Genomic DNA, 24028 nt, shown 5'->3' on the forward strand with positions numbered 1-24028 from the left:
GCGGCGTCCCCCTCATTGAATAAGTCCACCGAGTGTACGGCCCTTTCGGCGAACGCTGTGACCCGCTTGCATGGCGCGCCTCCGGCACCCTCTCGAACCGGCCGACGCCGCTGCGGCCACACCGCGCAACGAACCGGATGTAGTTGTAATCTGGAATTATGGGCCTGCCGTTTGGTGGGCACCGGTGAAGATTCCACGAGAGGATAACGATGTCTCGCCTTACTCTGGGGAACATCTTCAAAGTCTCCGTCGCCCTCTTCTTCTTTCCTTTTGTGCCTCTCCTGGTCCTGATGATCGGAGTGCGCAGAAAAAACGGGAAGGTGATCCTTGAGGGCGCGGGTTACGTCGCGCTCGTGCTGGCTGCAGCCGCCGTCGCCGGGTACAGCAGCGGGCTGGCCGTTCTCTCGTTCTTTGTGATGCTCGGGGTCGTGGCCGTGTCAGCCATGCGTTCCTACATGCTTCGGGACCTTTGGCTGCACCCGAGAGGTAGGGGTCCGCAGATGATGACCCAGTCCCCAACACAGGTCCGGCAGGCCGGCGACCCGGCGTCGACAGGGGCAACCACGGAGGACCTGCCCTCCGCTTTGGCATGGTCAGCCGCCCTCGCCAGGAAGAACAAGAACCGGCTTCCCTCGGAGGCGTATGTCAGCATCCTGGAAACCTGCCAGACGCTGGACGCGGTGATCGACGCGGAAACGCGGCAGCCGCTTGGGGATCCGCAGTTTGAGTACGAGCTGGCAGCCACCGTGCGTGAATACCTGCCCAGCGTGCTGCGGAGCTACGTGGCCATTCCGCCCAAGATGCTGGAGACCAAACAGGCGAGCGGAAGGACCCCCAACGAGGAACTGGTCGAGCAGCTGCAGCTCCTTGCCGGACAGGCCGAGACGCTGTATGCCAGCCGCCACCGCCGCACCTCCGCGGAGCTGACCAACACGGGCAACTTCCTTCGGGAGCGGTTCGGGCACCGCCAGGGCGGCTTCGACTTCGGGATTAAGTAGCCAGACGCGATGCAGCTGCCGGGGTGTTGATGACGCCGGGCGCGACCGGGTGAGCCTACAGTGACGTACGTCACGTAGTCCCGAACATAGCCACCTGCTTGGAGCCCTAATGACGACAGTCCACAGCACACCGCCCACTGACGAACTCGGCAGCAGCGAGCGCGAGCGCGTATGCGTCATCGGCGCAGGCTGCTCCGGAATCGCGGCGGCCAAAGTTCTCCATGAACGGGGACTTGCCTTCGACTGCTTTGAACTCTCGGACCGGGTCGGCGGCAACTGGGTATGGGGCAACAGCAACGGGGTGTCCGCGGCCTACAAGTCTCTGCACATCAACACCTCGCGCAGCCGGATGGAATTCAGCGACTTTCCCATGCCCGCGAACCTGCCCAATTTCGCACGCCATGACCATGTCGCGGCGTACTTCGACGCCTACGTCGACCACTTCGGGTTCCGGGACAGGATCACCTTCAACACCGACGTGGAGCATGTGCGCCCCCTACCCGGCGGCGGCTTCGAGGTTCGGCTGAGCACCGCGGAGACCCGGCGCTACGGCTCGGTCATCGTGGCCAACGGCCACCACTGGGATCCCCGCATGCCGGAGCCGGCCTTCCCCGGCACCGAAAGCTTCACCGGCGAACAGATGCACTCCCACGACTACAAGGACGAGCAACAGCTCACCGGCAAGCGGATCGTGGTGCTCGGCATGGGCAACTCGGCCATGGACATCTGCACAGATGCCAGCTACCACGCGGCCGAGACCTACCTCTCCCATCGGCGGGGCGTGCACATCATTCCCAAGTACGTCTTCGGCAAGCCCTTCGACGAAATCGGAGCGCACGAGAAGATCCCGTCCCGGGTCCGCTGGGGCGTAGCCCGCGTGATCATGCGCGCCGCCACTGGCCCGATGTCGCGTTACGGCCTCCAGGAACCCGACCACAAGTTCGCTCAGGCCCATCCGACCGTCTCCGGCCGGATACTCGACCGGCTGGCCCACGGTGACGTGGTCCCGAAGCCCAACATCCAGCGTTTCGACGGCGACAGCGTCGTCTTCACCGACGGCACCCGCGTCGCGGCCGACCTGGTGATTTACTGCACCGGCTACAAGATCTCGTTCCCGTTCTTTGACGCTGACTTCCTCGACCCCTCCGGAGATAACGAGATCCGGCTCTACCATCGGATGTTCCACCCGACGGTGCCAGGGCTGTACTTCGTCGGACTGGTCCAGCCGCTCGGCGCGGTTATGCCGATCGCCGAGCGGCAGTCCGAGCTCGCCGCCGATCATCTCCAGGGCCTCTATGCCCTGCCCGAGCGGGCCCCGATGGACGCCGAGATCGACCGCCACCGCAAGGCGATCACCAAAAGGTACGTCGCCAGCAAGCGGCACACCATCCAGGTGGATTTCGTCGATTACATGCGTGCCCTGCGCCGCGAGCACGATGCCGGAGTGCGGCGCAGAACCGCTGCGCAGGCCGCAACCGACCGTGTGGGGGCCTGACATGGCCGGGAACACTGAGCAGCGCTCACGGCCCATCGCCGTCGTCACCGGCGCGGCCCGCGGCATCGGGCACGCCACCGCCGCCCGGCTGCTGCGCAATGGGTGGATAGTCGGCGCCTTCGACATCGAAAGCCACGGCTTGGCCGAACTCAAGGACATTGCTGCCGCACACGGCACCACGGTCGTCACGGGGCTCCTCGATGTCCGTGATGCCCAGCAGTGGCGCGAAGCCCTGGCCTCCGTTTGCGAGGACCACTTGGACCTTCTGGTCAACAACGCCGGGCTGCTGGCCGCCGGCCCGTTCGTTGATACGGATCTTGAACGGCACCGGGCGCTGGTGGACGTCAACGTTCTTGGGACGATCAATGGTGCGCATACCGCGTTCCCGTACCTGAAGAACGCTGCCAGGCCGGTGCTGCTCAACCTGGGATCCGCCTCAGCCATTTACGGGCAGCCCGATCTTGCCACCTACGGCGCCACGAAGTTCGCGGTCCGCGGCCTGACCGAGGCACTGGAGCTGGAATGGGCGGAGCATGGCATTGCCGTGCTCGATCTGTGGCCGCTGTTCGTCAACACCGGGATGGTCAAGGGCGTCAATATCGGAGCAATCAAGTCGTTCGGCGTGCGGCTGAACGAAACCGATGTTGCCGCAGCCGCTGTCGCCGCTGTGGAACGCAGAATCAGGTCCCGTCGCAACCCGAAGTGGCCCCGCAACGTCCACCACGCTGTCGGATCGCAGGCACGCTTCCTGGCCGCGCTCTCCCAGGTGACTCCGAACTGGGCGAACCGGCTCCTCACCGAGCGTCTCACCCGACGGCCGGGCTCCGGTTCGTAACGCTCCGGCAGGGGACCGAGCCGCGTCATGAATGACTCCGCAGGACAGCCCTGGCCGTACGCTGCTGGAAACAGCTCGCTGCCGGGCACGCGCCTCGGCCGCCGGAGCCCGCACCACGAAAGAGACACATCCATGGCGCACCATGAAGTACCGGATATCTATAACCGTCTGTGGACGCCGCAGCACGAGCCGGTGCTGGCGGTCAGCAGCGGTGACACCATCAGTTTTGACGTCAGGGATGCCGGCGACGGGCAGCTGGAGGACTATCAAAACGGGACGCCCGTCCCCGCCAGCGATCCTGCCCGGAGCTATCCGCTGCGGGGACCGGTGATGGTGCACGGCGCGGAACCGGGCGACGTGCTGGAAATCGAACCGCTGGAGTTCGCCCCGCTGGGCTGGGGGTTTACCGCCAGCCGTCCCGGCGCCGGCCTCCTCCCGGAGGACTTCTCCGAACCCTTCGCCTATAAATGGGATCTTTCAACGGGTCCCACCACCGCCTTCCTGGACGTAGCAACCGTTCCCGTGCGCCCCTTCCTGGGCGTACTGGCCTGCACCCCGGCGACTGTGGACCCTCTGCCCGTGATGCCGCCTGGAAACTTCGGCGGCAACATGGACATCCGCGACCTGGTGGTGGGCACCAAAATCTTCCTGCCGGTCAGCCTGCCCGGAGCTCGACTGATGTTCGGTGACCCGCACGCCGCCCAGGGGGACGGGGAAGTCTGCGTCACTGCCATCGAGGCTCCTATGAGCGGAGCGCTCAAGGTCACCCTGCACAAGGGACGGTCCATCCCCTCACCGCAGTTCCAAACCGCTGGACCGCTCCGCCCCGGCATCGAGGATCAGGGATACTACGCCACCACCGGCGTGGGGCCCGATCTGCACGAGGCCGCCCGAAATGCACTCCGGCACATGATCGAGCACATGTGCTTCACCTACCGCATCGAACCCCAGGAGGCGTATCTGCTGTCCTCGGTCATTGTGGACCTGAAGATCAGTGAGGTTGTGGATACGCCCAACTGGATCGTCAGCGCGTATCTTCCGCTCTCGATGATGAACCTCTGACCGGCCGACGGATCGCTACCCGTCGAGGTCCCGGCGGCGAAAGCCCGTGAACCCGATCAGCAGGAACACTGCGGTCACGGCGGAGATCCCCGCCAGCCCGGTCCACCCGGCGTCGTCGGCGGCAACGCTGGGAACGTGCCAGAACGGGCTGATCGCCAGCACCCAGTCCCAGAGCCGGAACGTCGGACCCAGCAACGTCAGCACGAAGGAAATGAACACGCCCGCCCAGGACGCGATCACCAGCCGGGGGCGTGCACCGACGACGGCTGCCGCGACGGCGGTGGCCGTCCACACGGCCGGAACGGCCGCCACGGCCTGCAGCAGAACCTTGCCGGCGTCGATGCCCAGCTCGCCGGAGGCCAGCACCGTGATGATGGTTCCGGCGACAAGCAGGTAGACCGTTGGTGCGGCCAGTGCCAGCACAACGTTCGCCGTGAAGTAGCGCGGACGGCTTACGTCGGCGGCCAGAACCGGCTCCAGCCTGCCCTCCAGCTCCTCGGTCCGCACCTTCTGCAGGATCTGCACCCCGGGGATGGCGGCGATGATCCCGGCCAGGCTCAGAATCGTCACCAGGAACGCCGGCGCAAGGGCCTCGGGGGTGGTGGCGCCGGAGGCGAGAACCGAGGCGGCAGCACTGTCGCCGCTGAGGATGTCCTTGAACGAGCGGGCAAAAAACCCGAAGACCGTTCCGACAACCAGGAACACAATGGTCCAGGTGAGGAGCGGGGCGCGGTTCAGCCGGACCGCCAGGCCCCACGGAGTTCGGATCCTCCCCCGGGCCGGTCCGGGCCGGGGAGCGATCGCCCCCTGCCCGAAGTCGCGGCGCGACTGCAGCAGGAAGGCAACACCGAGCAGGGCTCCGGTGAGGGCCGCCGCGGGGAGCAGCGGCCACCAGTGGTTGCCGCTGGCCGGCCGGGTTTCCGTCATCCAGCTCAGCGGATTGATCCAGGATGTCCACTCCGGCGCCTCGATCGAATACAGGAAGCCCCGCAGCAGGAACAGCGCGCCGAAGGTGCCCACAGCCAGCGAGTTCGCCGTCCGTGCATCAGTTCCCAGCTGCGCGGCCACGGCGGCGACCGCAGCGAACATCCACCCGGTGGCGGTGAACGTTGCGGCCAGCAGCAGGGAGGCAGTCCAGGTGCCGCCGCACCAGAGCGTGACCGTGCCGGCGACGACGCCGAGGGCCGTTGAGCCGATCAGGGCCAGGCTGACTCCCGCCAGCAGGCGACTGCCCCGGCCCAGTACGCCGGAGGCCAGGAGTTCTGCCTGTCCCGAGTCTTCCTGGCCGCGGCTGGACCGGGTGACGGTGAAAATCGATCCGAGGGCGGCAAGGAAACCGCCCAGGGCGAGGCTGCGCCAGGCATTGAATCCGTCGTCTGTGCTGAGATTGTAGGCCGGCCCGAAGATCAGGCCCAGAGGGTTGGAGCCAACGGCCAGGGCCAGCCCGAGGCGGTCCTGCTGGGTGGGGAAGACCCAGGGGTAGACCAGCACGGAAGACGCGGAGAGCGCCGTCGTGATCAGGATCCAAGGCACGAACCGGCGCCCGTCGAACCGGACGGTTGCACGCAGCAGGGGTGCGCTCCCCGTCAGGGCGCTGCTCATGGGCGCGCCCCCGGGGAGGGGCCGCCGTCGTCGTACAGCCGCAGGAACAGGCTCTCCAGCGAGGGCGGTTCAACGGTCAGTGAGGTAATACCGAAGGGGATGAGGGCTGTCATTGCCTCACCCACCCGCGCGGAGTCCACCACGGCCGTCAGCCTGTCGCCGTCGAGGTTCACATCCTCGAACACGGCCGGCTGGCCGGGCTGCGGGGCACGTTTCAGCGTGGCATGGACGGAGGTGGTGGTATGCCCGCGCAGCTGGGCCAGCGTGCCTTCCTCCACGATCCGGCCGTCCCGGATGATGCTGACCCGGTCCGCGAGGGTTTCAACTTCCGCGAGGACATGGCTGCTGAGCAGCACTGTCGTGCCGCGGTGCTTGGCCTCACCGATCACTTCCTGGAAGACGTTCTGCATCAGCGGGTCCAGGCCGCTGGTTGGCTCATCCAGGACCAGGAGTTCGACGTCGGAGGCCAGAGCCGCCACTATGGCCACTTTTTGCCGGTTTCCCTTGGAGTACTGCCGGCCGCGTTTCGCCGGGTCCAACTCAAACCGCTCCAGCAGTTCCGCCCGCCGCCGCTCGTCCAGCCCGCCGCGGAGCGAGCCCAGCAGGTCGATGGCCTGCCCGCCGGTCATCCCCGGCCACAACGCCACATCACCCGGCACGTAGGCCAGCCGCCGGTGCAGCGGCACGGCTTCCCGCCACGGATCCTGTCCCAGGACCTGCAGGGTTCCGGCGTCGGCTTTCAACAATCCCAGCAGCACGCGGATGGTTGTTGACTTCCCGGCACCGTTTGGTCCCAGGAAGCCGTGCACCTGCCCGCGCTGAACCTGCAGGTCCAGCCCGTTCAATGCCGGGAATTTCCCGAAAGACTTCTCCAACCCCTGAACACTGATGACCACTTCCGCGCTCATGGCCTCCCCGTTCTCTAGCCCCTTACAGCCAGTCTGCTGGCAATCCGGCACGACGGCGATGGCAGCGGGGAGTTCCGGCGGCTCAAACGCCCGGATCAAGTACTAGCTGACGGGCTCGTAGGGCTCGCATCGGTCCTGGAGTTCCGCGGCGGCCCCCCAGCATGAGCGGGACCTATCCGCCCGGCATTTCCGCGGAGATGCGTGGCCGTCCTGCCCGAGATGCAGGAGAATGGAACGGAAAGCGGAAGGGCCCCCGGATGAGGAACTGCTGCAGCAGTTGCGGTTCCCGCCGGGCAGGCCAACCAACACCCAGCCCGCTAGCTGAGGAGAACCCGCATGTACCGAAGCCGCATCTCCGCACCCGTGCTGACCGCCGTCGCGGGCTTGGCACTCATCACCGGATGCACCGCTGACCCGGCGCCGACACCCGAGGAAACCGGAACCGCATCATCAACTGCCGTCGGAACACCGGACAACACCGCCACGGCCTCCCCGACAGATTTAGGCGCCTCATCCGCGCCCACTGGATCCGGTGCAACGATCACCCTCAGCCGCGGGCAAGAACACAAAATCACGGAAGCGAACACCAGCGTCAGCATTACCTGCTCAGACGGTGGGGACATCGACGTCGAGACAAGTGGCGCCAGCGTACAGGCGACTGGTCAATGTGAAGACATCGACGTCGACGGCAATGCCAACTCAGTCACCGGGGAGGACTCGGAAAGCCTCGACATTGAGGGCAGCAATAATGAAGTCACCCTCCGCAATGTGCCTGACATCGACGTGGACGGAACCGCGAACACCGTCGGCGTCGAGCAGACCGGTGACATCGACGTCGAAGGCGAGAACAACAGCGTCACCTACACCTCCGGGGACCCCGTGATCGAAACCGAGGGTACAAACTCCGTCGCAGTCCGATGACGACGGGCGTGGGCAGATAACACTCACCGCGCCATTACGGCAGGACCTCGAATACCGTCGTAACGTTGTGCCCTACAGCTTCGAAAAAGAGAGGGCGTTGTGAACGTAGACGAGGTGACCCTGGGAAGTTATCCGCGTGATGATGTTGCATGGGCGAAAGACGGCAAGGTTCGGGAAGGTCGCGCGACGATACTGGTCCGCCAGTCTGACGGAACACTGAAACCCGCCGGCGAAGTCGCCTTGGGGGACGGGAGTGTTCTGCATCCTGACGTGGAAGTCGGTGGCGAGTTCATCGTTGAGCTGCGCGCCCGCTTCGAATCGCAGATATTCGAGCGCCGGGTGACCTTCATTGCCAGCGGTGACGAGGCCAGCGATATCTTTGTATCGGCAATCGGGCCCGGCGGGCACGCTGAACCGAAGGCCGGCCTGTTTAAGCGGGCGCGGTATTCAGGCTTCGAGTTTGGTGTGCTGGTAATGGCCGCCATGACCGAGCAGGGCACCCGCCTCACCGGCACGTCAGACCCGCTCGTCAAGCATGGACCCGGCGATGGCGTAGCTGCCGTTTCTGCCACCTAGCCGCCGCGGGTCCTGTCTAGGAAGCGGGTGACTCCCGGGCGGCGAGTTCTCCGGTCAATTCCATGCAGCGCAGGCGTGCCGGTGAGTAGTCGTAGGGCATCATTCCAATGGCCTCGATGAGGCTCACCCGCTTTTCCCCGCCGCCAGCGCCGTGGCCGGGGGCATTCTCACCTTCAGCGGCAGCAGGGTGCTGAGCATCCCAGGAATCGATAAGTGCTTTGTCGCTCTGCGCCTGGCCGGATTTGTTGATGACGGCGTCCAGCTTCAGTTCGAAGGCGTGCCGTTCGGCAGCGGCCTGCGCCACGCGGGGGTCGTCTACGGCGACCGTGTCATCGAGTGCCTCCTCGGCAGCCTCCGCGCGGTCGGATTCCTCCCGCAGACCCGGATGAGCGGCCAGGGCGATGTAACGGCCCGCATTGACGGCCGCCCCTAGTGGCCCGAAGATCCGCTCGATGACCAGCAGGCTGTCCAGGTCCGCCTGGCGCAGCAAGCCCTCCGGCAGTCCCTTGAGACGGCCGGTGACGACGTCGGAGAGTAGACCCATCCGGCCCCCCACCGTGCGCATGCGCTGCACGACGGCGGCGTCGCGGCCGCTGTCGACACCAGCAGGAGCCGCGGCAGCAAAGACTTCACGTATGTCGTCCACGGCCATCCCGGCGTCGAGCATCTTGTGGATCCACAGCAGCCGGATCATATCCTCATAGCCGTATCGGCGGTGGCCTTCTCCGTCCCGTGCGGTCTCGGGAAGCAGACCCGACTCGTGGCAGCGGCGAATCGCTTCCGGAGTGGTGCCGGCAAGCCGTGCCGCGTCACCGATCTCAACCTGACGCGGCGGGAGCGGGATAAGGGACGAGTGCATGTGCAGGGCCTTCCTTAACGGGCGGGACGACGTCGTGCCTCGATCGGACTCCATCACGCTGCGGACGGGGCAACTTTCGCACTACCCTACCCCCGCGCTTCACCCGGCGCGGCTGTGTGGGCTCTCAGGCGTCAGCTGGCGCTCGTGCGTTCCTCGTGTTTGCGTCCGGCCCGGGCAGCGAGGAACAACAAGGATCCGACCACTACGTAGGCGGCGGCGCCGAGCCAGATGATCCCGGCTTGTTGTGTGAGGAGTGCGATGCTCGCAATGATCGCGAGGACCGGCAGGATCCGGGGGGCGCTGAAGTGGTCGTGGTCGACTTTGTCCTTTTTGAGGACAAGGACGCTGACGTTGGCAGAAAGGAACACCAGGAGTAGGAGCAGCACGGTGGTTTCGGCCAATGTGGCGACATTTCCAAGGAGGGTAAGGACGATCGTCAATCCGGCAACCACAACAATGGAGACCCAGGGAGTGCGACGGCCTGGCAGCACGCGGGCGAAGGCGCGAGGGAGCAGCTCCGCTTCCGCTAATCCGTAGCCGACACGGCTGGCCATAACCATAAACAGCAGTGCTCCGTTGGCAATGGCGATCAGGGCGATGATGCTGAACAGTCCGGGCGGGATTCCGACGCCGCTGGCGGCAACGACGTCGAGCAGGGGTCCGGTGGAGTCGGCCAGTTCCGCCGGGGGCATAACAATGACCGCTCCGAGAGCGATGAGGAGGTAGACGACCCCGGCGGTGCAGATCGCACCGAACAGTGCGCGAGGGTAGGCCCTGGAGGGGTTACGTACTTCCTCGGCCATGTTTGCTGCCGCCTCGAAGCCCAGGAAAGAGAAAAACGCGACGATCGATGCGGCGAAGGCGCCTTGGAACGGCGGTACGTCGGGTGCGAACTCAAGGAGCCGGGAGGGGTCCCCGTTGCCGGAGGCGAGGACGATGGCGGCGACGACGATGACGATGACGAGACCGGTTACCTCGATGACGGAAGCTACGAGGTTGGCGCCGAGGGACTCCCGGACGCCGCGGAGGTTGATCAGGGTCAGCAGGATGATGAATACGATCGCTGCGGGGGCGGCTGGCACGTCGATGAGCGCGGTGAGGTAATCGCCTGCGAAGGCGTTCGCGAGGGCAGCGGCTGTGGTGATCCCTGAGGCCATCATCAGGAAGCCGACGAGGAATGACACGTAGGGGATGCCAAAAGCCCGGTCGGCGTAGCGAGCGGCTCCGCCAGCGTGCGGGTACTTGGTGATCAGTTCCGCGTAGGTCGCGGCGGTGAGTAGCGCGACGACCAGTGCGATCAGCAGGGGTATCCAGATCGCACCGCCGACGTCGGCCGCCATGGTACCCACGAGGGTGTAGATGCCGGCGCCGAGGGTGTCGCCCACGATAAACCCGAACAGCAGCGGCGTACCAATTGCCCGCTTCAGTCCGGTTGGTGTTTTTGATGTGGCGGTGCCGGAATCCTTCGTCATTGGGCTATTGGATTCCGTTTGCCGTCCCTGCGCAACCACTTGGGCGAAATCCAGTGCACCAAAAGCGTTGAGGCAAGTAGTCGAGCACTATTTACCGGCTCGCAGGCCTATCGTCGTTCACCCGTCGAGCCGATGTGCTCGATCTCGAAGTACGATGTCCCGATGGCGCCAGCAATCCGATGACGGTAAATGAGATACATCCCCGGCCACCGATCGTCGTAGCTGTGGAGGGGAAGTTCGAGTCTCTCGGGACCCCCGATCAGCTCCAGCGTCGTCACGTCCGGTCGTCGCGGTTTGTGGCTCTTTTTCACATCCGTATCCTCGCAGAGGAAGCCCACTGCAAACGGCTTTGTACCCCCGGAAGCCGGTCACTCACTGCCGCAGAACCGGGTCAGACCGAGACAACGGGCGCTTCGCGATCATAGCCAGAAGATCGTCTAGAGTTCCGTGGCACTTTTCCAACTCAGGTAGGTGGTAAAACGTGCTGGCGGTCTCAGGGTTATTGAGGTCCTCGTCCGTCGCATGCAGGATGGTTCTTCTGCGTTGAGCGATGGCGATGCCAAGCTCAACATGCGTGCCCTTCCCGCCAGGCAGCAGGATAACGACGACGTCGGCCCCCATCACTGCATCTCTCTCCCGCTGCCCGATAGAGCGCAGATCATCGAGGGTGACTGTTCCCGCGTCACGCGCTGGCGCGTTCCGGGTCCAGTCGTACGCGTTGACATAGCCCTTGCTTTCCAGGGCCTGCGCGACGTACCGGACATTGGCGATATTTCTGAAGCTCGACGCGACATAGAACCTTTTCAAAGCTTCTCCCTCGTGATTGGAACTGCGGGCCATTGTTCCTTACTAAGCCGGCCCGGCGCCCATGTGGAGCACACCCTGCACCGTTCTCGTCCGCACCGGGCGGTTTCACGCCGGTACTACTCTGGGGAGATGGCAACAGTAATCCTCGTACGGCACGGCCGCACCACAGCGAACGCCACCGGAGTGCTGGCCGGCCGGACCCCCGGCGTCGAACTCGACCAGGTGGGCCGCGAGCAGGCCGCCGCGACCGGCGACCGGCTCGCCGTCGTGCCCCTCGCCGGAGTGGTATCCAGTCCCCTGGACCGCTGCCGGCAGACCGCGCAGTTCATCCTCGACCGCCAGACCGGCACCCCGCATGCACCGGTCGACGTCGACCTCACCGAGTGCGACTACGGCTCCTGGCAGGGCCGCACGCTCGAGGAGCTCGCGAAGGAGAAGCTGTGGGCGACGGTGCAGTCACAGCCCTCCGCCGTCACCTTTCCCGGCGGCGAGTCCATGGCCGCGATGCAGGCCCGCTCGGTAGCGGCAATCCGGCGCCACGATGCAGCCTTCGAAGCCGAGCACGGGCCGGGGGCCGCGTGGGTGGCGGTGAGCCACGGGGACATCATCAAGTCGGTCCTTGCCGACGCGCTCGGCATGCACCTGGACATGTTCCAACGCATCAACGTGGGCCCGGCCTCCGTGTCGATCGTGCACTACGGCGCGGGACGTCCCACCGTCCTGGCGACCAACACCGACGCCGGGGACCTGTCCTGGCTGGCGGCCAGGCCGACGTCGGACGATGCGCCGGTCGGCGGTGGTGCAGGTCACGCGGCACCGCCGGCCCGATGAGCCTAGAGTAGTTCCATGCCTACAACCGTTCACGATTTCGACTGGCCGGACCGCGTCGTCGTCGGCACTGTCGGCGTCCCGGGCCAGCGCACGTTCTACCTGCAGGTGCGCGCCGGGAAGCAGATTGTCAGCATCGCCCTGGAGAAGCTGCAGTCGGCGCAGCTCGCCGAGAAGATCGACGAGATCCTCGACCAGCTCATGACCGTCGACGGCAACCCCTTCCATGTTCCCGCGAGCACTCCCCTGGAGCTCGTGGACAATGACGATCTCGAGGCCGTTCAGGAACAGTTCCGCGCCGGGGTGATGAGCCTGGGCTGGGATCCGACGACGGCGCAGGTCGTCATCGAGGCCTACCCTCTCGAAGAGGTGGATGAGGACGACGACGGCTTCCTCGAGGATGACGACGACGCGACCGACGACGCCGAAGAGGTCCTGCGGGTGCGGATGCCGGTCGGCACGGCCCGGGCCTTCGCGAAGCGCACGCGGGAAGTGGTGGGCGCCGGGCGTCCGATCTGCGTGATCTGCGGTCAGCCGATCGACGCCGACGGGCACACCTGCACCTTCCCCGAGGCCTGATGCCCGCGCCCGACCTGGTGACCGCGGAGCTGACGCTCACCGGCCGCCTGACGACGGCGTCCAACGCCACCTTCCTGGCCAGCATCGGCGACGCGGCGGTCGTGTACAAACCGATCGCCGGCGAGAAACCGCTCTGGGACTTCCCCGACGGCTGCCTCGCGCACCGGGAGGTCGCCGCCTACCTGGTGTCAGAGGTTCTCGGCTGGAACATCGTGCCGCGCACCTGGCTGCGGGACGGCCGGTTCGGCGAGGGCATGGTGCAGCTCTGGCAGGAGACCGACCCCGAGCAGACTGCGGTCGACCTGGTGTCGGCGGACGACGTGCCTGGCACCGGATGGAAAGAGGTCCTCCAGGGTCAGGACGAAACCGGGCGGATCGTCTTCCTCATTCACGAAGACACTTCGGCGCTGCGGCGGATGGCGGTGTTCGACGTTCTCGTCAACAATGCCGATCGCAAGGGCGACCATGTCCTGGCCATGTCCGACGGGCACCGGTACGGCGTGGACCACGGGCTGACCTTCCACAGCGAGCACAAGCTGCGGACGGTGCTGTGGGGGTGGATCGGGGATGCGTTGAGCGTCGAGGAACTTGCGGGTGTTGACCGGGTTCTCTCGGGGCTCGAGGGCGAGTTGGGCCGGGACCTGGCGAAGCTGCTTACCGCTGAGGAAGTCGCGTCGTTTGCTGCTCGTTGCGCCCGGTTGCGTTCGGCTGGCCGGTTTCCGGCTCCGAGCGGTGACATGCCCGCGGTGCCCTGGCCGTTGTTTTAGGTCAGCGACACTTGGGCACTACCGGTTGAGGGCGATTTCTTTGCCTGTTTCCCTAACCGGACGACCGTTTCCGTACCAACCCCAAGCTCTCCACACACGTCACCGAACGGTGCGCACCAGATAGTCCAGAGCCCGGCAGGCCCGCCAACCAGTCCATATGGCAAAGATGCCCGCTCCTACGGCGGCAACAGCGGCAAAGACTGCCAGCAGCGACGGCTGCCCCGCGAGTCCGGCGGCCGGGTCGATCCCAACCGTGAACGCGGCAAATAGTGTGCAGCCGACAGATACAAGCCACAGCACCAGCGTGGCGGTGAACATTCCGGCGACCGGGTGCGGACGGTTCATCAGTTTCCCCCCTGAAGATGACAACCGGCTCAGCGTATCCCACCGTCCAAGTGGAGCCGTCGTGCCATGACGGTTATTCGGGGTCGCCTTGGCGTGACGGCAACACACCGGCTGCTAAATCCGTCCTACTGGGAGTTCAGATACAGTTCGTAGTCGGCCGCCGCTGCCATGATGTCGTCATAGGTGACGAAATCGTATCCCTCCAGAAGATAGGGGCGGTGTGATTCCATCCCGTTGCTACAAACGACGTCGTCGTGCCAGTCGTAGTTGAACGTTTCACTGTACCGACAAGTCCATCCGGGGGCTTCAGGGAATGCGTCATTCATCAGCCTGCGGATCTCATCTTGGTCCGGTTCCCAGTACGAATCGGGTACGTCATCGCTGGGGGTATTGTCGTCAAGCTCTTGATATCCAGAGCCAAAAAGCGGGACACACCCGCTTACCAACAGAGTGGCGATTAGCAAAGATGCTGTAGCCGTGAACCGTTTCATGGACACAACATAACAAAGGAAATACAAATCACGGCTGCATTGCGAAGAATTCCCAGTTGTTTAGATAAACCGATGTTTGAAGCCCGTGCGTCAGCCCCCGACGCAAACTGATTCTGTCTGTTGCGGAGCCACGCATGGCCTTCCGGGCCACGGGGCTCGTCACGGCAGCCGGCGTGCGTTCACCGAGGACGGGTTCACTGGTGTACGCAGTGAACGGCTGCTATCCGCTACCGAGACAGCCAGCCGCCGTCGATAGTAAGGGCAGTGCCGCTCACATAGGCAGCTGCGTTTGAGGCAAGGAAGACGGCTGCACCTGCAAGATCCTCCGGTTGTCCCCATTTGTTAGCGGGGATACGGTTCAACATGTTTTCCGCCCGCACAGGATTTTCCCGATGAGCAAGGGTGAAGTCCGTTTCCATGTAGCCGGGCGCTATTGCATTGACCCTAATGCCCTGCGGTGTCCATTCATTCGCCAGCGCCCTGGTGAGGCCAAGCAACCCGTGTTTGGAGGCCGCATAGGCAGGAACTTCCACGCCCCCTTGGTAGGAATTAATCGATGCGATATTGATGATACTGGCGGGAGCATCACCTGCTGCGATAACGCCAAGAGCGAAAGCCTGGCTAAGCAGGAAAGGGGCAGTGAGATTTACATCCATCACTGCTAGCCAGTCTGATTTTGTTGTTTCGACAGCCGGACCTCTGCGGATAATACCTGCATTGTTGACCAGGATTGTCGGTTGCGGGAATTCGTTTCGGGTCCACGAGATCAATTCCGCTGCGGTCTCCTGCGTCAGAACACTGAGGTCGGCTGTACAAGTGGAACAGTTAACCCCTCGGCTCCGCACCTCCTCGGCGACCTGCTCGAGGCCATCGAGGTCAACCGCCAGAATATCGGCTCCCGCCTCCGCCAGGGCGAGTGCCATAGAGCGGCCGAGACCGCGCGAAGCGCCAGTGATCAGTGCTGCTTTGCCGTCCAACCGGAACAGATCCAGGACGGAAGTGCGGGATGACGTAATCATAGGTAATCTGCTTTCGCCTTCAGTTGCTTGCGGAACGGGGTTGGAGGGCTGGCAGGTACAGCCCACCACAGGACATGCCGCCGTCGCTCACCTGCATCCATCGGATTAGGTGCGCGACGGCGGCTAGGGGTCTACAACAAACTCTGACCTGCCAAACTAGACGGTCCTCAGGTCCACGCCCTTGGTTTCCGGCAAGAACTTCATTGCAACGAAAGTCAGGATGCAGAGGATGACAACCAGCGCCCCGGACAGCCAGGTCAGATCCATCGACACGAACAGCTGATACACGTACGGTGCGGTGCCGCCAAACCCAGCGACGGAAACGGAGTAGGCGAGGCCGATGCTTTGCGTGCGCTGCGATGTCGGGAAGACCTCCGACATAATTGAGGAGAGCAGCGAACCCGAGGCCGCCACGATAACCAGAGCGACTGTCGAAGCGACCAGCAGCGTCCAGGGCTCATCAGTGATCATCGCCATCAGCGGGATCTGGAATACACCCATCGCGATCGCGAAGAAGTAGATTACCGGCTTCCTTCCGATACGGTCGGAAAGCCTGCCCCACAGCGGGAGTGTGCCGAGAGCAACAATCTGCGCAACAACAGTCACCCAGTACGCACCCTGGATGGACATTCCCTGCTGCGTGATGGCGTATGTGGACACGTAGGAGGACCAGGTGTAGTGCGCTGCCGTGACACCCGAGACCATTCCGATGATGAGGAGGATGGAGACCCAGCGTGGACGAGGTTTCCGAGCTCCGGTGTCTGGACCTGCGGCACCTTCCAGCGCCGGCGTGGATACCGGAACCGGCGACCCAACGGTCTCGTTGCTTTTCTCGTCGAAAACTTCGGATTCGTGCATTCCGCGCCGGAGGTAGAGAGCGAACACCGCACCGAATGCGCCCAGGAAGAACGGAATTCTCCAACCCCACTCGGCCACTTGCGATTCCGCGAGAACAAGCGAGATGATGCCGCCCAGCACATAGGCAATGACTGAACCACCGAAGATGGCAACGAAGACGAGGCTTCCCCATTGCCCACGCTTCTCGCGGGGAGCAATCTCGGGAATATAACTGTTCGCCGTGGCCGACTCGCCACCGTGGGCGAAGCCCTGAATCATCCGGACCAGGAGCAGGCCGATCGAAGCGCCCAGACCGATGGTGTCGTACGACGGCATGAGCCCAATTGCAACGGAGGCCAGGGCCATCATGATCATCGTCGTGATCATGACCTTCTTTCGTCCCTTACGGTCCGAGATGGCTCCGAACACAACGCCGCCGAGCGGCCGCATAAGGAAGCCGACTGCGAAGACTGCCAACGTCGAAAGGAGAGCCGAGGCAGGGTCTGACTGGTTGAACATCGCGGCCGCGATGAAAGGTGCGAACACCGCGTAGGAGCTCCATTCGTACCACTCCAACAACTGGCCAATCGTACTGGCACGAAGAGATCTTCGGCTCTGTTTACGAGCTGTTTGATCTGTTTCAACGGCGGAGTTATTCGCATCTAATTTGGTCATTGCAGTCCCTTTAATCCTTCTCATATCGAGATTGTGTCGCGTTCAATTTCAATACCTTCGCAGCGCCTTAGTCAGGTTTTTATGGAAAAACGCTGATCCTAAGCACGACATTTGCCAATCTCACCTGCTTCACCGTACGAAGTTCATCCCGACCTCCGTGCCCACGGACGACAAGACGATTAGTCACATCCTTGTGAAGATGAAATGCCATACTCAGCAGCTGATCGTGTGCAATCCGGGGCCGGCCGACCGGCTACTGAGCAAGGTTGCCCGGACAGTTCGCCACCCCTGGATGCAGGCGGCAACGACCGACCGAGGTTGAGGCCGGGTGTCGGCAGCGGTGATCAACCGCTGGCTCCGGGCCTCGTCCGCCGTCAACGAGATGTCAGTTTCATCGACATGGGGTGCACGTGTCAAATGTCACATTACGGGGTTGACGTCGCGTTGTGAATACGATTTCATAGGGCGTGAATACGATTTCACCAACACGGCGGCCCCGACGACGCCGAGGAACGAGGCCAGAGTTGACGAACGATACGGAAACCATTGCGTCCGTGATGAGCCGTGGCGGCCGCCCCGCCAACAGCCGTCGCGAGATCAAGATCATCGACACCACTTTGCGTGATGGACATCAGAGCATTTGGGCCACAAGGATGCGGACCGAACACATTGAGCAGCTTGCCGCCGATTTCGATGCGGTCGGGTATGAGCACGTCGATCTCGTTGCGCCCATCCAGTTCGACGTCGCGGTCCGCTACCTCAAGGAAGACCCGTGGGAACGTGTGCGGAGGGCCCATGAGCTCGCCCCGAACACCAAGTTCCGGGCACTCATCCGCTCACGCAATATCGCGGCCTTCGATTTCCTTCCCGATGACGTGATCATGGCCTGGGTCGAACGCCTGTACGCGAACGGTTTCCGGGTCATCGGTTCTTTCGACGGACTCAACGACATCGACAACATCGCCCCGGGACTGCGCCGAGCAAAGGAACTGGGAGCTGAAACATTCGGCGCGGTTTCCTTCTGCGAGAGTCCTGTTCACACCGATGAACTCTTCGTGTCGAAGGCGCAGGAGCTCATAGAGAAAGCGGACGTGGACCGCATCATGCTCAAGGATGCGGGCGGTCTGCTCACGCCCGAACGCATCCGCTCGCTCGTCCCTGCGCTCAAAGCGGTCATGGGCGGACGTCCGCTCGAAGTCCACACGCACTCGCTCACCGGCCTGGCACCACTGGTGTGCCTCGAAGCGGCAGAGGCCGGCGCCGACTCGCTGCACCTTTCAGTCGCCCCTCTCGCAGCGGGAAACGGTCAGCCCTCCGTGCAGAATGTGGTTCGCGATCTGCGTGCCCTGGGTTACACGGTGAAGCTCGATGACGCGAAGATCGGTGAGATCAGCAACAAGATCCGCACGATCGCTGAAACCGAGGATAAGCCGCTCGGCGAGCCGGTCGAATACAACGGGATGCACTTCATGCATCAAACCCCCGGTGGGATGCTGTCGAACTTCCGTTCGCAGCTCGCGACCGCCGGACTCGGGGATCGCTATGAAGAGCTGCTGGTCGAAATTGCCCGGGTACGCTCCGAACTTGCCTACCCGATCATGATTACCCCGTTCGCCCAGTTCGTGGGCACCCAGGCGGCAATGAACGTCTCGATCGGTGAACGATACAAGATCGTGCCGAATGAGATCAAAAAATACGTCCTCGGGTACTACGGTGAACTGCTTGCCGAAATCGACCCCGAGCTGCGGCAGAAGATCATCGACAACGGTGCTTCCGACATCCCGCTGGAGCCCTCGGAACCTGAGCCCATGCTCGATGACCTTGCCGCGCAGTACCCCGACGAGCCCATCGAGTTCCATCTGCTGCGCGCGATGTTCGCGGGCGATCAGGTTGACGAAATGAAGAAGACCGTGGCCGAAGGCGGCAATCCAGACGAAATCCCGATGCCCCTGTTGGGAATCGTGAAGGCGCTTTACGAAAACGGCAGGCCCGGAGTCAATTCCCTGACCGCCGGAGACCTGCACATCAACATCCTCAAAGGAGAGAACTAACCATGACGCTGAACCAGCCTAACGTCCGCGAGCTCAAGTCCCTCGTCGAGTGGGTGAACGTCAACCCCGACGTGCGCGAGCTCTCCATCAAGTACGGCGACGTCGAGCTCTTTGTGTCCCGAAACGAGCGCACCCTCGCGGCACCCGCGGCGCCGGCCCCCGCAGCACCTGCGCCCGTCGCCGCGCCGCAGCAGCCCGCCCCCGTACCGGCCGCAGCGCCGTCGGCCGCGGCAGCTCCCGCCCCTGCAGCCGCCGACGTACCGTCCAAGCCGACGGCAACTCCCGCCGCGGAGGACGAAGTGGTCATTACTGCACCGATGGTCGGAACGTTCTACGCGTCCCCCAAGCCGGGGGCCCCCGCTTTCGTCAACGTGGGGCAGCGTGTCTCGCCGGACTCTGTCCTGGGCATCCTTGAGGTCATGAAGCTGATGAACAACGTGGAAGCCACGGTTGACGGCGTCGTGACCGAGATTCTGGTGGAGAACAACCAAGCGGTCGAGTTCGGCCAGCCGATGATGGTGATCAAGCGTGACGTCTAAGCAACTCAACAGCGTTCTCATCGCCAACCGGGGCGAGATCGCCCTCCGCATCATCCGTGCGTGCAAGGAACTGGGGATCACCAGCGTCTTGGCCTATTCCGAGGCCGACAGGGGCTCCCTTCCCGTGAAGCTTGCGGACCGGGCGGTCTGTATCGGGCCGGCCAGCGCGGCGAAGAGCTATCAAGACCCGCGTGCCATCATCAGCGCCGCACTCGCTTTCAAAGTCGACGCGATTCATCCCGGTTACGGCTTCCTTGCCGAGAACCCGGATTTCGCGGAGATGTGCGAGACCGAGGGTGTCGGATTCGTCGGCCCCACTTCGAGCATCATCCGAAGCATGGGCGACAAGATCCAGGCCAAGAAGATCGCACGCCGTGCCGGCGTTCCGACAGTTCCCGGCTCGGACGGTGCCATCGCTGAGCACGCCGAGGCGGTTGCTGTGGCAAACGACGTCGGTTATCCCCTGCTCATCAAGGCCTCCGCGGGCGGCGGCGGCCGCGGCATGCGGGTTGTCGAATCGGCGGAGACGCTTGAACGGGATCTCAGCGAGATTATGGCCGAGGCGGAGACCGCCTTCGGCGACCGTTCGGTGTACCTCGAGCGCTACCTCACCGACATCCGCCACATCGAGATCCAAGTCGTGTCCGACGGCCAATCGACTGTGCACCTGGGTGAGCGTGACTGCACCGCTCAGCGGCGCAACCAAAAACTCGTCGAGGAGGCCCCCTCGCCGGTACTTGATGGCGAGCTGCGGAAAAGTCTTGCTGATGCGGCAGTCGCGTTGTGCCAGGAAGTCGGCTATCGCAACGCTGGAACAGTGGAGTTCGTGTTCGACAACATCGAGCGGAAGTACTACTTCATCGAGATGAACACTCGCATCCAGGTTGAACATCCGGTGTCCGAGATGATCACTGGCATCGACCTCATCAAACTCCAGCTTGAAATAGCGGCGGGCAACCCTTTGCCCCTGACCCAGGATGACATTCACATCCGCGGTCACGCGATCGAGTGCCGTATCAACGCTGAGGATCCCGCCAAGGGATTCATGCCGAGGCCCGGCCGCATCGAGTCCTTCCGCGCGCCCGGCGGCTTTGGCGTCCGTCTTGATACCCACATTGAGACCGGATACGTGATTCCGCCGTTCTACGACTCGATGATCGGCAAGCTGATCGTCTGGGGCAATGACCGTGAGGAAGCCATCTCCCGTGCACTGCGGGCCCTCGAGGAGATGCAAGTTGAAGGCGTTACGACGACTGCCGGCTTCCAGGCCAGCATCCTCGACAGTGACGTGTTCCGCAGCGGCGACTTCAACACCGCCTTCGTCGCAAAGTTCCTTGAGAGTCAGGCTGCTACATCTGACATCTAGGGACCTTTGTTGAGGGGGCAGGGCGAGGTGCCGTCCGGGTGGATTCCCGGCGGCACCTCCCGGTGATCCACCTGATGCCAAGGGCATCGGTGGATCCGCGAAGCTCATGATTCCTCACCCCACCGGACGTGAGAAGCTGAAACGGCGCCGCAGATCGCGACGGACGGGAGGGGAGGAGATGTCGATGCTAACGGGCAGGGAGATAGCGCGGCTGGCGGGCGTGTCGCAAGCCACGGTGTCGCGCGTCGTGCAGGGCTCAACGCGCGTGAGCGAAGAGAACCGCCGCCGGGTTGAAGAAGCCATGGCCAAATACGGATACGTGCCCAACGCGCAGGCGCGTGCCATGCGCACCCAGCGCTCGGGGACGATCGGCGTCATCGTAGGTGAATTCACCAACCCCTGGTATCCCGTGATGATGTATGCGCTGGCCCGGGAGATCAACCACGCTGACCTCCGTATCAACTTCTGGGTATCCGACGGCGGGAACAGCGAACAGGCAGCGATCGAGGCAATCCGTTCAAAGCAGATCGACGGACTGATCTTCACGACCGCAACGCGTGAGTCGCCGGCGTTGCGCACCGCCCTTGAGCTGGGCCTTCCCGTTGTGCTCGTCAACCGAAGTCTTGAGGAGATCACAAGCGACCAGGTGGTTGGCGACAATACCGGCGGTGGGGCGTCGATCGCGACCCACTTCCTGACCCACGGGCGTACCAGCGTCGCCGTTGTCGGTGGTGGTCCATGGGTCAGCACGGGGCGGGAACGGCGTCAGGGATTCCTCGACGTTTTCGCCGATGCCGGAATCCACATCCCGCCTGACCGCACCCCCGAAACGAAATTCAGCCATCAGGCAGGCCTCGACGCCGGACGGCTGCTGCTGGCAGATGACCCGCCCGATGCGATCTTCTGCGCCACTGACATCATCGCGTTTGGCGTGATCGACGCAGCAAAAGAGCGTGGTCTGCGGGTGCCCGAAGATCTCTGGGTCGCAGGCTACGACGATATCCCGATGTCGGCCTGGAAAGTTCTTGACCTGACGACGGTACGCCAACCGATAGACGAGATGGCCAAACTGGCGCTCCGGAACCTCCTCACCCGAATCGACAATCCCAAGGCCGAGGTTGAACAAAAACGTTTCCCCACGGAACTTGTGTTAAGAGGGTCCACGGGGAACACGCCGATGTGAGCGCTGCCCCTTGGCCCAGGAGAAACCTCAATGAAACGAGTCGGGGAAAGATGATGGTGCAACGAATTCTGGGGAGCCCCGTCGATGACCAAACGCGGTGTATCCACTACCGCACACCGCTGGACGTCGTCGCGATCAAGTTCCGCTGCTGCCGCCAGTACTACCCCTGCCATCTCTGCCATCAGGAGAGTGCGGAACATGCGGCGGCGATGTGGCCGGCTGATGAGCACGACGCCGCGGCCGTCCTCTGCGGGGTCTGCAAGACCGAGCTCACCATCCGCAACTACCTGAAGGTGGACGGCTGCCCGCGGTGCGGAGCACCGTTCAATCCGGGATGCCGCCTGCATTCCCACCTGTATTTCACTACGGAGACTCACTAGGAGAACCCACAAGGTGTTCAAGCATTCACTCCCGACGGCGTCGCACCGCGACCAAACCGGAGGGACTTCAGCGCCACGGCACCCGAGCATCCGGCTGACGAATGTCGCGGTAACGCGGGAAGGCGTCGACGTGCTCCGGGACGTGGACTTATCCCTGGATGAGCACCGCATCGCCGTCATCGGGCTCAACGGCTCGGGCAAGTCCACCCTGGTCCGCCTGCTCAACGGGCTCCTGCTGCCTACCCGCGGCACTGTCCAGGTGGACGGGCTCTCCACCGCGAAGGCCGCCAAGCTCATCCGGCGCCGGGTGGGCTTCGTGTTCCAGAACCCGGAAAACCAGATCGTGATGCCTATCGTGTTTGAGGACCTCGCCTTCGGGGCGAAGAACCTGGGTGTGGGCGGAGCCGAGCTGACGGCGCGGGTAGATACAGTCCTGGAGCGGCTGGGCATAAGCCACCTGCGGGACCGGGAGTCCCACGCCCTGTCCGGGGGTGAGAAGCAGCTGGTGGCTCTGGCCTCCGTGATGGTCATGGAGCCGGACACCATCGTCTTCGACGAGCCCACCACCATGCTGGACCGGCGCAACCGGCGCCGGCTGCAGTCCACCATCGATGGCCTGGACCAGCGGGCGATCGTGGTGACCCATGACCTCGATCTCGTTGTCGGCTACCAGAGGGTTCTGGTCGTCCACGAGGGTCGGATCGCCTTCGACGGCGCCCCCGCCGAAGCCGTGGAGTTCTACTGCGGGATCAGTGACCGATGACCAGGCCCAGCGGCCCGCTGACCCGGATCCCGTCCGGCTGGAAGTTCGGCTTCCTGTTCGCCGCCAGTCTCGGCATCTATGCCGTGACCGATCTGGCCGTCCAACTCGCGATCTTCGGCCTGGCCATGGCCACCGCCTTGGCGACCCGGACCCCGTTCGTCCGCCTGGCGCGGCTGCTGGCAGGGCTGGTGCTGATCGTCGGGATCGTGTTCCTGACGCTGGGGCTCAGCACGAACTGGGAGGCCGCGGCGGTCTCATCCCTGCGACTGCTCAGCCTGTGCCTGTTCGCCTGGGCGGTGAGCCTGAGCACCACCTTCGGCGAGATGCTCGCCCTGTTCGAGCGGGTGCTGGCACCGACCCGGCGCCTGGGGCTGAACCCGGCCCAGATGAGCCTGGCCCTGTCGATGACGATCCGGTTCATTCCGCAGATCCACACCCAGTACCTCGAGGTCCGGGAAGCGCAGTTCGCCCGCGGTCTGCACCATAGCCCGGTGGCAGTACTGGTGCCCCTGCTCGTGCGCACGCTGGAATCGGCCCAGGAGACTGCCGCGGCCCTCGACGCCCGGTGCTACGATTCCCCGGCACCACCGCGACCCGCGTCCCCCCTGCACCGCTGACTCGCCCTACCCCACCCTCTGTTCCTGCCCCCGCTAGCGAGCCGCTCCGCTCG

Annotated in this window: 25 protein-coding genes; 16 read left to right on the plus strand and 9 right to left on the minus strand. The window is 63.9% G+C overall.

What is annotated here, in order from left to right:
- Window positions 1–209: 209 nt before the first annotated feature.
- The 4 genes from NNX37_RS16040 to NNX37_RS16055 all read left to right on the plus strand — a co-directional run bounded on the left by NNX37_RS16040 (window position 210) and on the right by NNX37_RS16055 (window position 4390).
- A complete protein-coding gene (locus NNX37_RS16040) occupies window positions 210–998 on the plus strand; it encodes a hypothetical protein (protein WP_255793755.1) in 789 nt (262 codons plus the stop codon).
- 109 nt (window positions 999–1107) lie between these two features.
- On the plus strand, window positions 1108–2493 hold the full coding sequence (locus NNX37_RS16045; RefSeq protein WP_255793756.1) for a flavin-containing monooxygenase: 1386 nt from the start codon (window positions 1108–1110) through the stop codon (window positions 2491–2493).
- Window position 2494: 1 nt separating this feature from the next.
- Entirely contained in the window at window positions 2495–3328 is an 834-nt protein-coding gene (locus NNX37_RS16050; protein WP_255793757.1) for an SDR family oxidoreductase, read from the plus strand.
- 132 nt (window positions 3329–3460) lie between these two features.
- Entirely contained in the window at window positions 3461–4390 is a 930-nt protein-coding gene (locus tag NNX37_RS16055) for an acetamidase/formamidase family protein (protein ID WP_255793758.1), read from the plus strand.
- Window positions 4391–4405: 15 nt separating this feature from the next.
- Here NNX37_RS16055 and NNX37_RS16060 read toward each other — a convergent pair whose 3' ends face one another.
- Both NNX37_RS16060 and NNX37_RS16065 read right to left on the minus strand, forming a co-directional pair.
- On the minus strand, window positions 4406–5992 hold the full coding sequence (locus NNX37_RS16060; protein WP_255793759.1) for an ABC transporter permease: 1587 nt from the start codon (window positions 5990–5992) through the stop codon (window positions 4406–4408).
- The gene (locus NNX37_RS16065; protein ID WP_255793760.1) at window positions 5989–6900 is read right to left on the minus strand and encodes an ABC transporter ATP-binding protein; all 912 of its coding nucleotides are present in this window, start codon (window positions 6898–6900) and stop codon (window positions 5989–5991) included. Before NNX37_RS16065 ends, NNX37_RS16060 begins: the two co-directional genes overlap by 4 nt.
- A gap of 336 nt (window positions 6901–7236) precedes the next feature.
- Between NNX37_RS16065 and NNX37_RS16070 the strand changes: the two genes are divergently transcribed.
- The gene (locus NNX37_RS16070; RefSeq protein WP_255793761.1) at window positions 7237–7821 is read left to right on the plus strand and encodes a DUF3060 domain-containing protein; all 585 of its coding nucleotides are present in this window, start codon (window positions 7237–7239) and stop codon (window positions 7819–7821) included.
- Window positions 7822–7920: 99 nt separating this feature from the next.
- Window positions 7921–8397, plus strand: a complete 477-nt coding sequence (locus NNX37_RS16075; RefSeq protein ID WP_255793762.1) for a hypothetical protein — start codon at window positions 7921–7923, stop codon at window positions 8395–8397.
- A gap of 16 nt (window positions 8398–8413) precedes the next feature.
- Here the strand turns inward: NNX37_RS16075 and NNX37_RS16080 are convergent, their stop codons facing one another.
- The 3 genes from NNX37_RS16080 to NNX37_RS16090 form a co-directional block, all read right to left on the minus strand.
- The gene (locus NNX37_RS16080) at window positions 8414–9256 is read right to left on the minus strand and encodes a MerR family transcriptional regulator (RefSeq protein ID WP_255793763.1); all 843 of its coding nucleotides are present in this window, start codon (window positions 9254–9256) and stop codon (window positions 8414–8416) included.
- Between the two features lie 131 nt (window positions 9257–9387).
- Window positions 9388–10728, minus strand: a complete 1341-nt coding sequence (locus tag NNX37_RS16085; RefSeq protein ID WP_255793764.1) for an APC family permease — start codon at window positions 10726–10728, stop codon at window positions 9388–9390.
- 372 nt (window positions 10729–11100) lie between these two features.
- A complete protein-coding gene (locus tag NNX37_RS16090) occupies window positions 11101–11568 on the minus strand; it encodes a nucleoside 2-deoxyribosyltransferase (RefSeq protein WP_255793765.1) in 468 nt (155 codons plus the stop codon).
- A 96-nt stretch (window positions 11569–11664) separates the two neighbouring features.
- Here NNX37_RS16090 and NNX37_RS16095 point away from each other — a divergent pair, with 96 nt between their 5' ends.
- Genes NNX37_RS16095 through NNX37_RS16105 form a run of 3 tightly spaced genes read left to right on the plus strand, consistent with a single transcriptional unit; the run spans window position 11665 to window position 13709 of the window.
- Window positions 11665–12366, plus strand: coding sequence for a histidine phosphatase family protein (locus tag NNX37_RS16095; protein ID WP_255793766.1), 702 nt, complete (start codon window positions 11665–11667; stop codon window positions 12364–12366).
- Window positions 12367–12381: 15 nt separating this feature from the next.
- Entirely contained in the window at window positions 12382–12942 is a 561-nt protein-coding gene (locus NNX37_RS16100; RefSeq protein ID WP_255793767.1) for a DUF3090 family protein, read from the plus strand.
- Window positions 12942–13709, plus strand: coding sequence for an SCO1664 family protein (locus NNX37_RS16105; RefSeq protein WP_255793768.1), 768 nt, complete (start codon window positions 12942–12944; stop codon window positions 13707–13709). The genes NNX37_RS16100 and NNX37_RS16105 overlap by 1 nt, the downstream gene beginning before the upstream one ends.
- A 99-nt stretch (window positions 13710–13808) precedes the next feature.
- On the opposite strand, the gene NNX37_RS16110 is transcribed toward NNX37_RS16105, so the two are convergent.
- The 4 genes from NNX37_RS16110 to NNX37_RS16125 form a co-directional block, all read right to left on the minus strand.
- Window positions 13809–14054 (minus strand): hypothetical protein, encoded by a 246-nt coding sequence (locus tag NNX37_RS16110; RefSeq protein WP_255793769.1) that lies wholly within the window; start codon window positions 14052–14054, stop codon window positions 13809–13811.
- A gap of 125 nt (window positions 14055–14179) precedes the next feature.
- Window positions 14180–14380 (minus strand): hypothetical protein, encoded by a 201-nt coding sequence (locus tag NNX37_RS16115; protein WP_255793770.1) that lies wholly within the window; start codon window positions 14378–14380, stop codon window positions 14180–14182.
- Window positions 14381–14772: 392 nt separating this feature from the next.
- Entirely contained in the window at window positions 14773–15564 is a 792-nt protein-coding gene (locus tag NNX37_RS16120) for an SDR family oxidoreductase (RefSeq protein ID WP_255793771.1), read from the minus strand.
- Window positions 15565–15720: 156 nt separating this feature from the next.
- Window positions 15721–17076 (minus strand): MFS transporter, encoded by a 1356-nt coding sequence (locus NNX37_RS16125; protein WP_255793772.1) that lies wholly within the window; start codon window positions 17074–17076, stop codon window positions 15721–15723.
- Window positions 17077–17600: 524 nt separating this feature from the next.
- On the opposite strand from NNX37_RS16125, the gene NNX37_RS16130 reads away from it, so the two are divergent.
- From NNX37_RS16130 to NNX37_RS16160, 7 genes are all read left to right on the plus strand, one after another.
- Window positions 17601–19127 carry a pyruvate carboxylase subunit B gene (locus NNX37_RS16130; RefSeq protein WP_255793773.1) on the plus strand — a complete coding sequence of 509 codons (1527 nt, stop codon included), beginning with the start codon at window positions 17601–17603 and terminating at the stop codon, window positions 19125–19127.
- Between the two features lie 2 nt (window positions 19128–19129).
- Window positions 19130–19666, plus strand: a complete 537-nt coding sequence (gene accB / locus NNX37_RS16135) for an acetyl-CoA carboxylase biotin carboxyl carrier protein (protein WP_255793774.1) — start codon at window positions 19130–19132, stop codon at window positions 19664–19666.
- Window positions 19656–21032 carry an acetyl-CoA carboxylase biotin carboxylase subunit gene (gene accC, locus NNX37_RS16140; protein ID WP_255793775.1) on the plus strand — a complete coding sequence of 459 codons (1377 nt, stop codon included), beginning with the start codon at window positions 19656–19658 and terminating at the stop codon, window positions 21030–21032. The genes accB and accC overlap by 11 nt, the downstream gene beginning before the upstream one ends.
- 178 nt (window positions 21033–21210) lie before the next feature.
- Window positions 21211–22215, plus strand: a complete 1005-nt coding sequence (locus tag NNX37_RS16145; RefSeq protein WP_255793776.1) for a LacI family DNA-binding transcriptional regulator — start codon at window positions 21211–21213, stop codon at window positions 22213–22215.
- A 53-nt stretch (window positions 22216–22268) separates the two neighbouring features.
- Window positions 22269–22595 (plus strand): CHY zinc finger protein, encoded by a 327-nt coding sequence (locus NNX37_RS16150; RefSeq protein WP_308206340.1) that lies wholly within the window; start codon window positions 22269–22271, stop codon window positions 22593–22595.
- A 13-nt stretch (window positions 22596–22608) separates the two neighbouring features.
- A complete protein-coding gene (locus NNX37_RS16155; protein ID WP_255793778.1) occupies window positions 22609–23358 on the plus strand; it encodes an energy-coupling factor ABC transporter ATP-binding protein in 750 nt (249 codons plus the stop codon).
- Window positions 23355–23975, plus strand: a complete 621-nt coding sequence (locus NNX37_RS16160) for an energy-coupling factor transporter transmembrane component T family protein (RefSeq protein WP_255793779.1) — start codon at window positions 23355–23357, stop codon at window positions 23973–23975. Before NNX37_RS16155 ends, NNX37_RS16160 begins: the two co-directional genes overlap by 4 nt.
- Window positions 23976–24028: the final 53 nt, after the last annotated feature.

Origin of the sequence: Arthrobacter zhaoxinii, from assembly GCF_024385505.1 — a bacterium.
Taxonomy (GTDB): domain Bacteria; phylum Actinomycetota; class Actinomycetes; order Actinomycetales; family Micrococcaceae; genus Arthrobacter_B; species Arthrobacter_B zhaoxinii.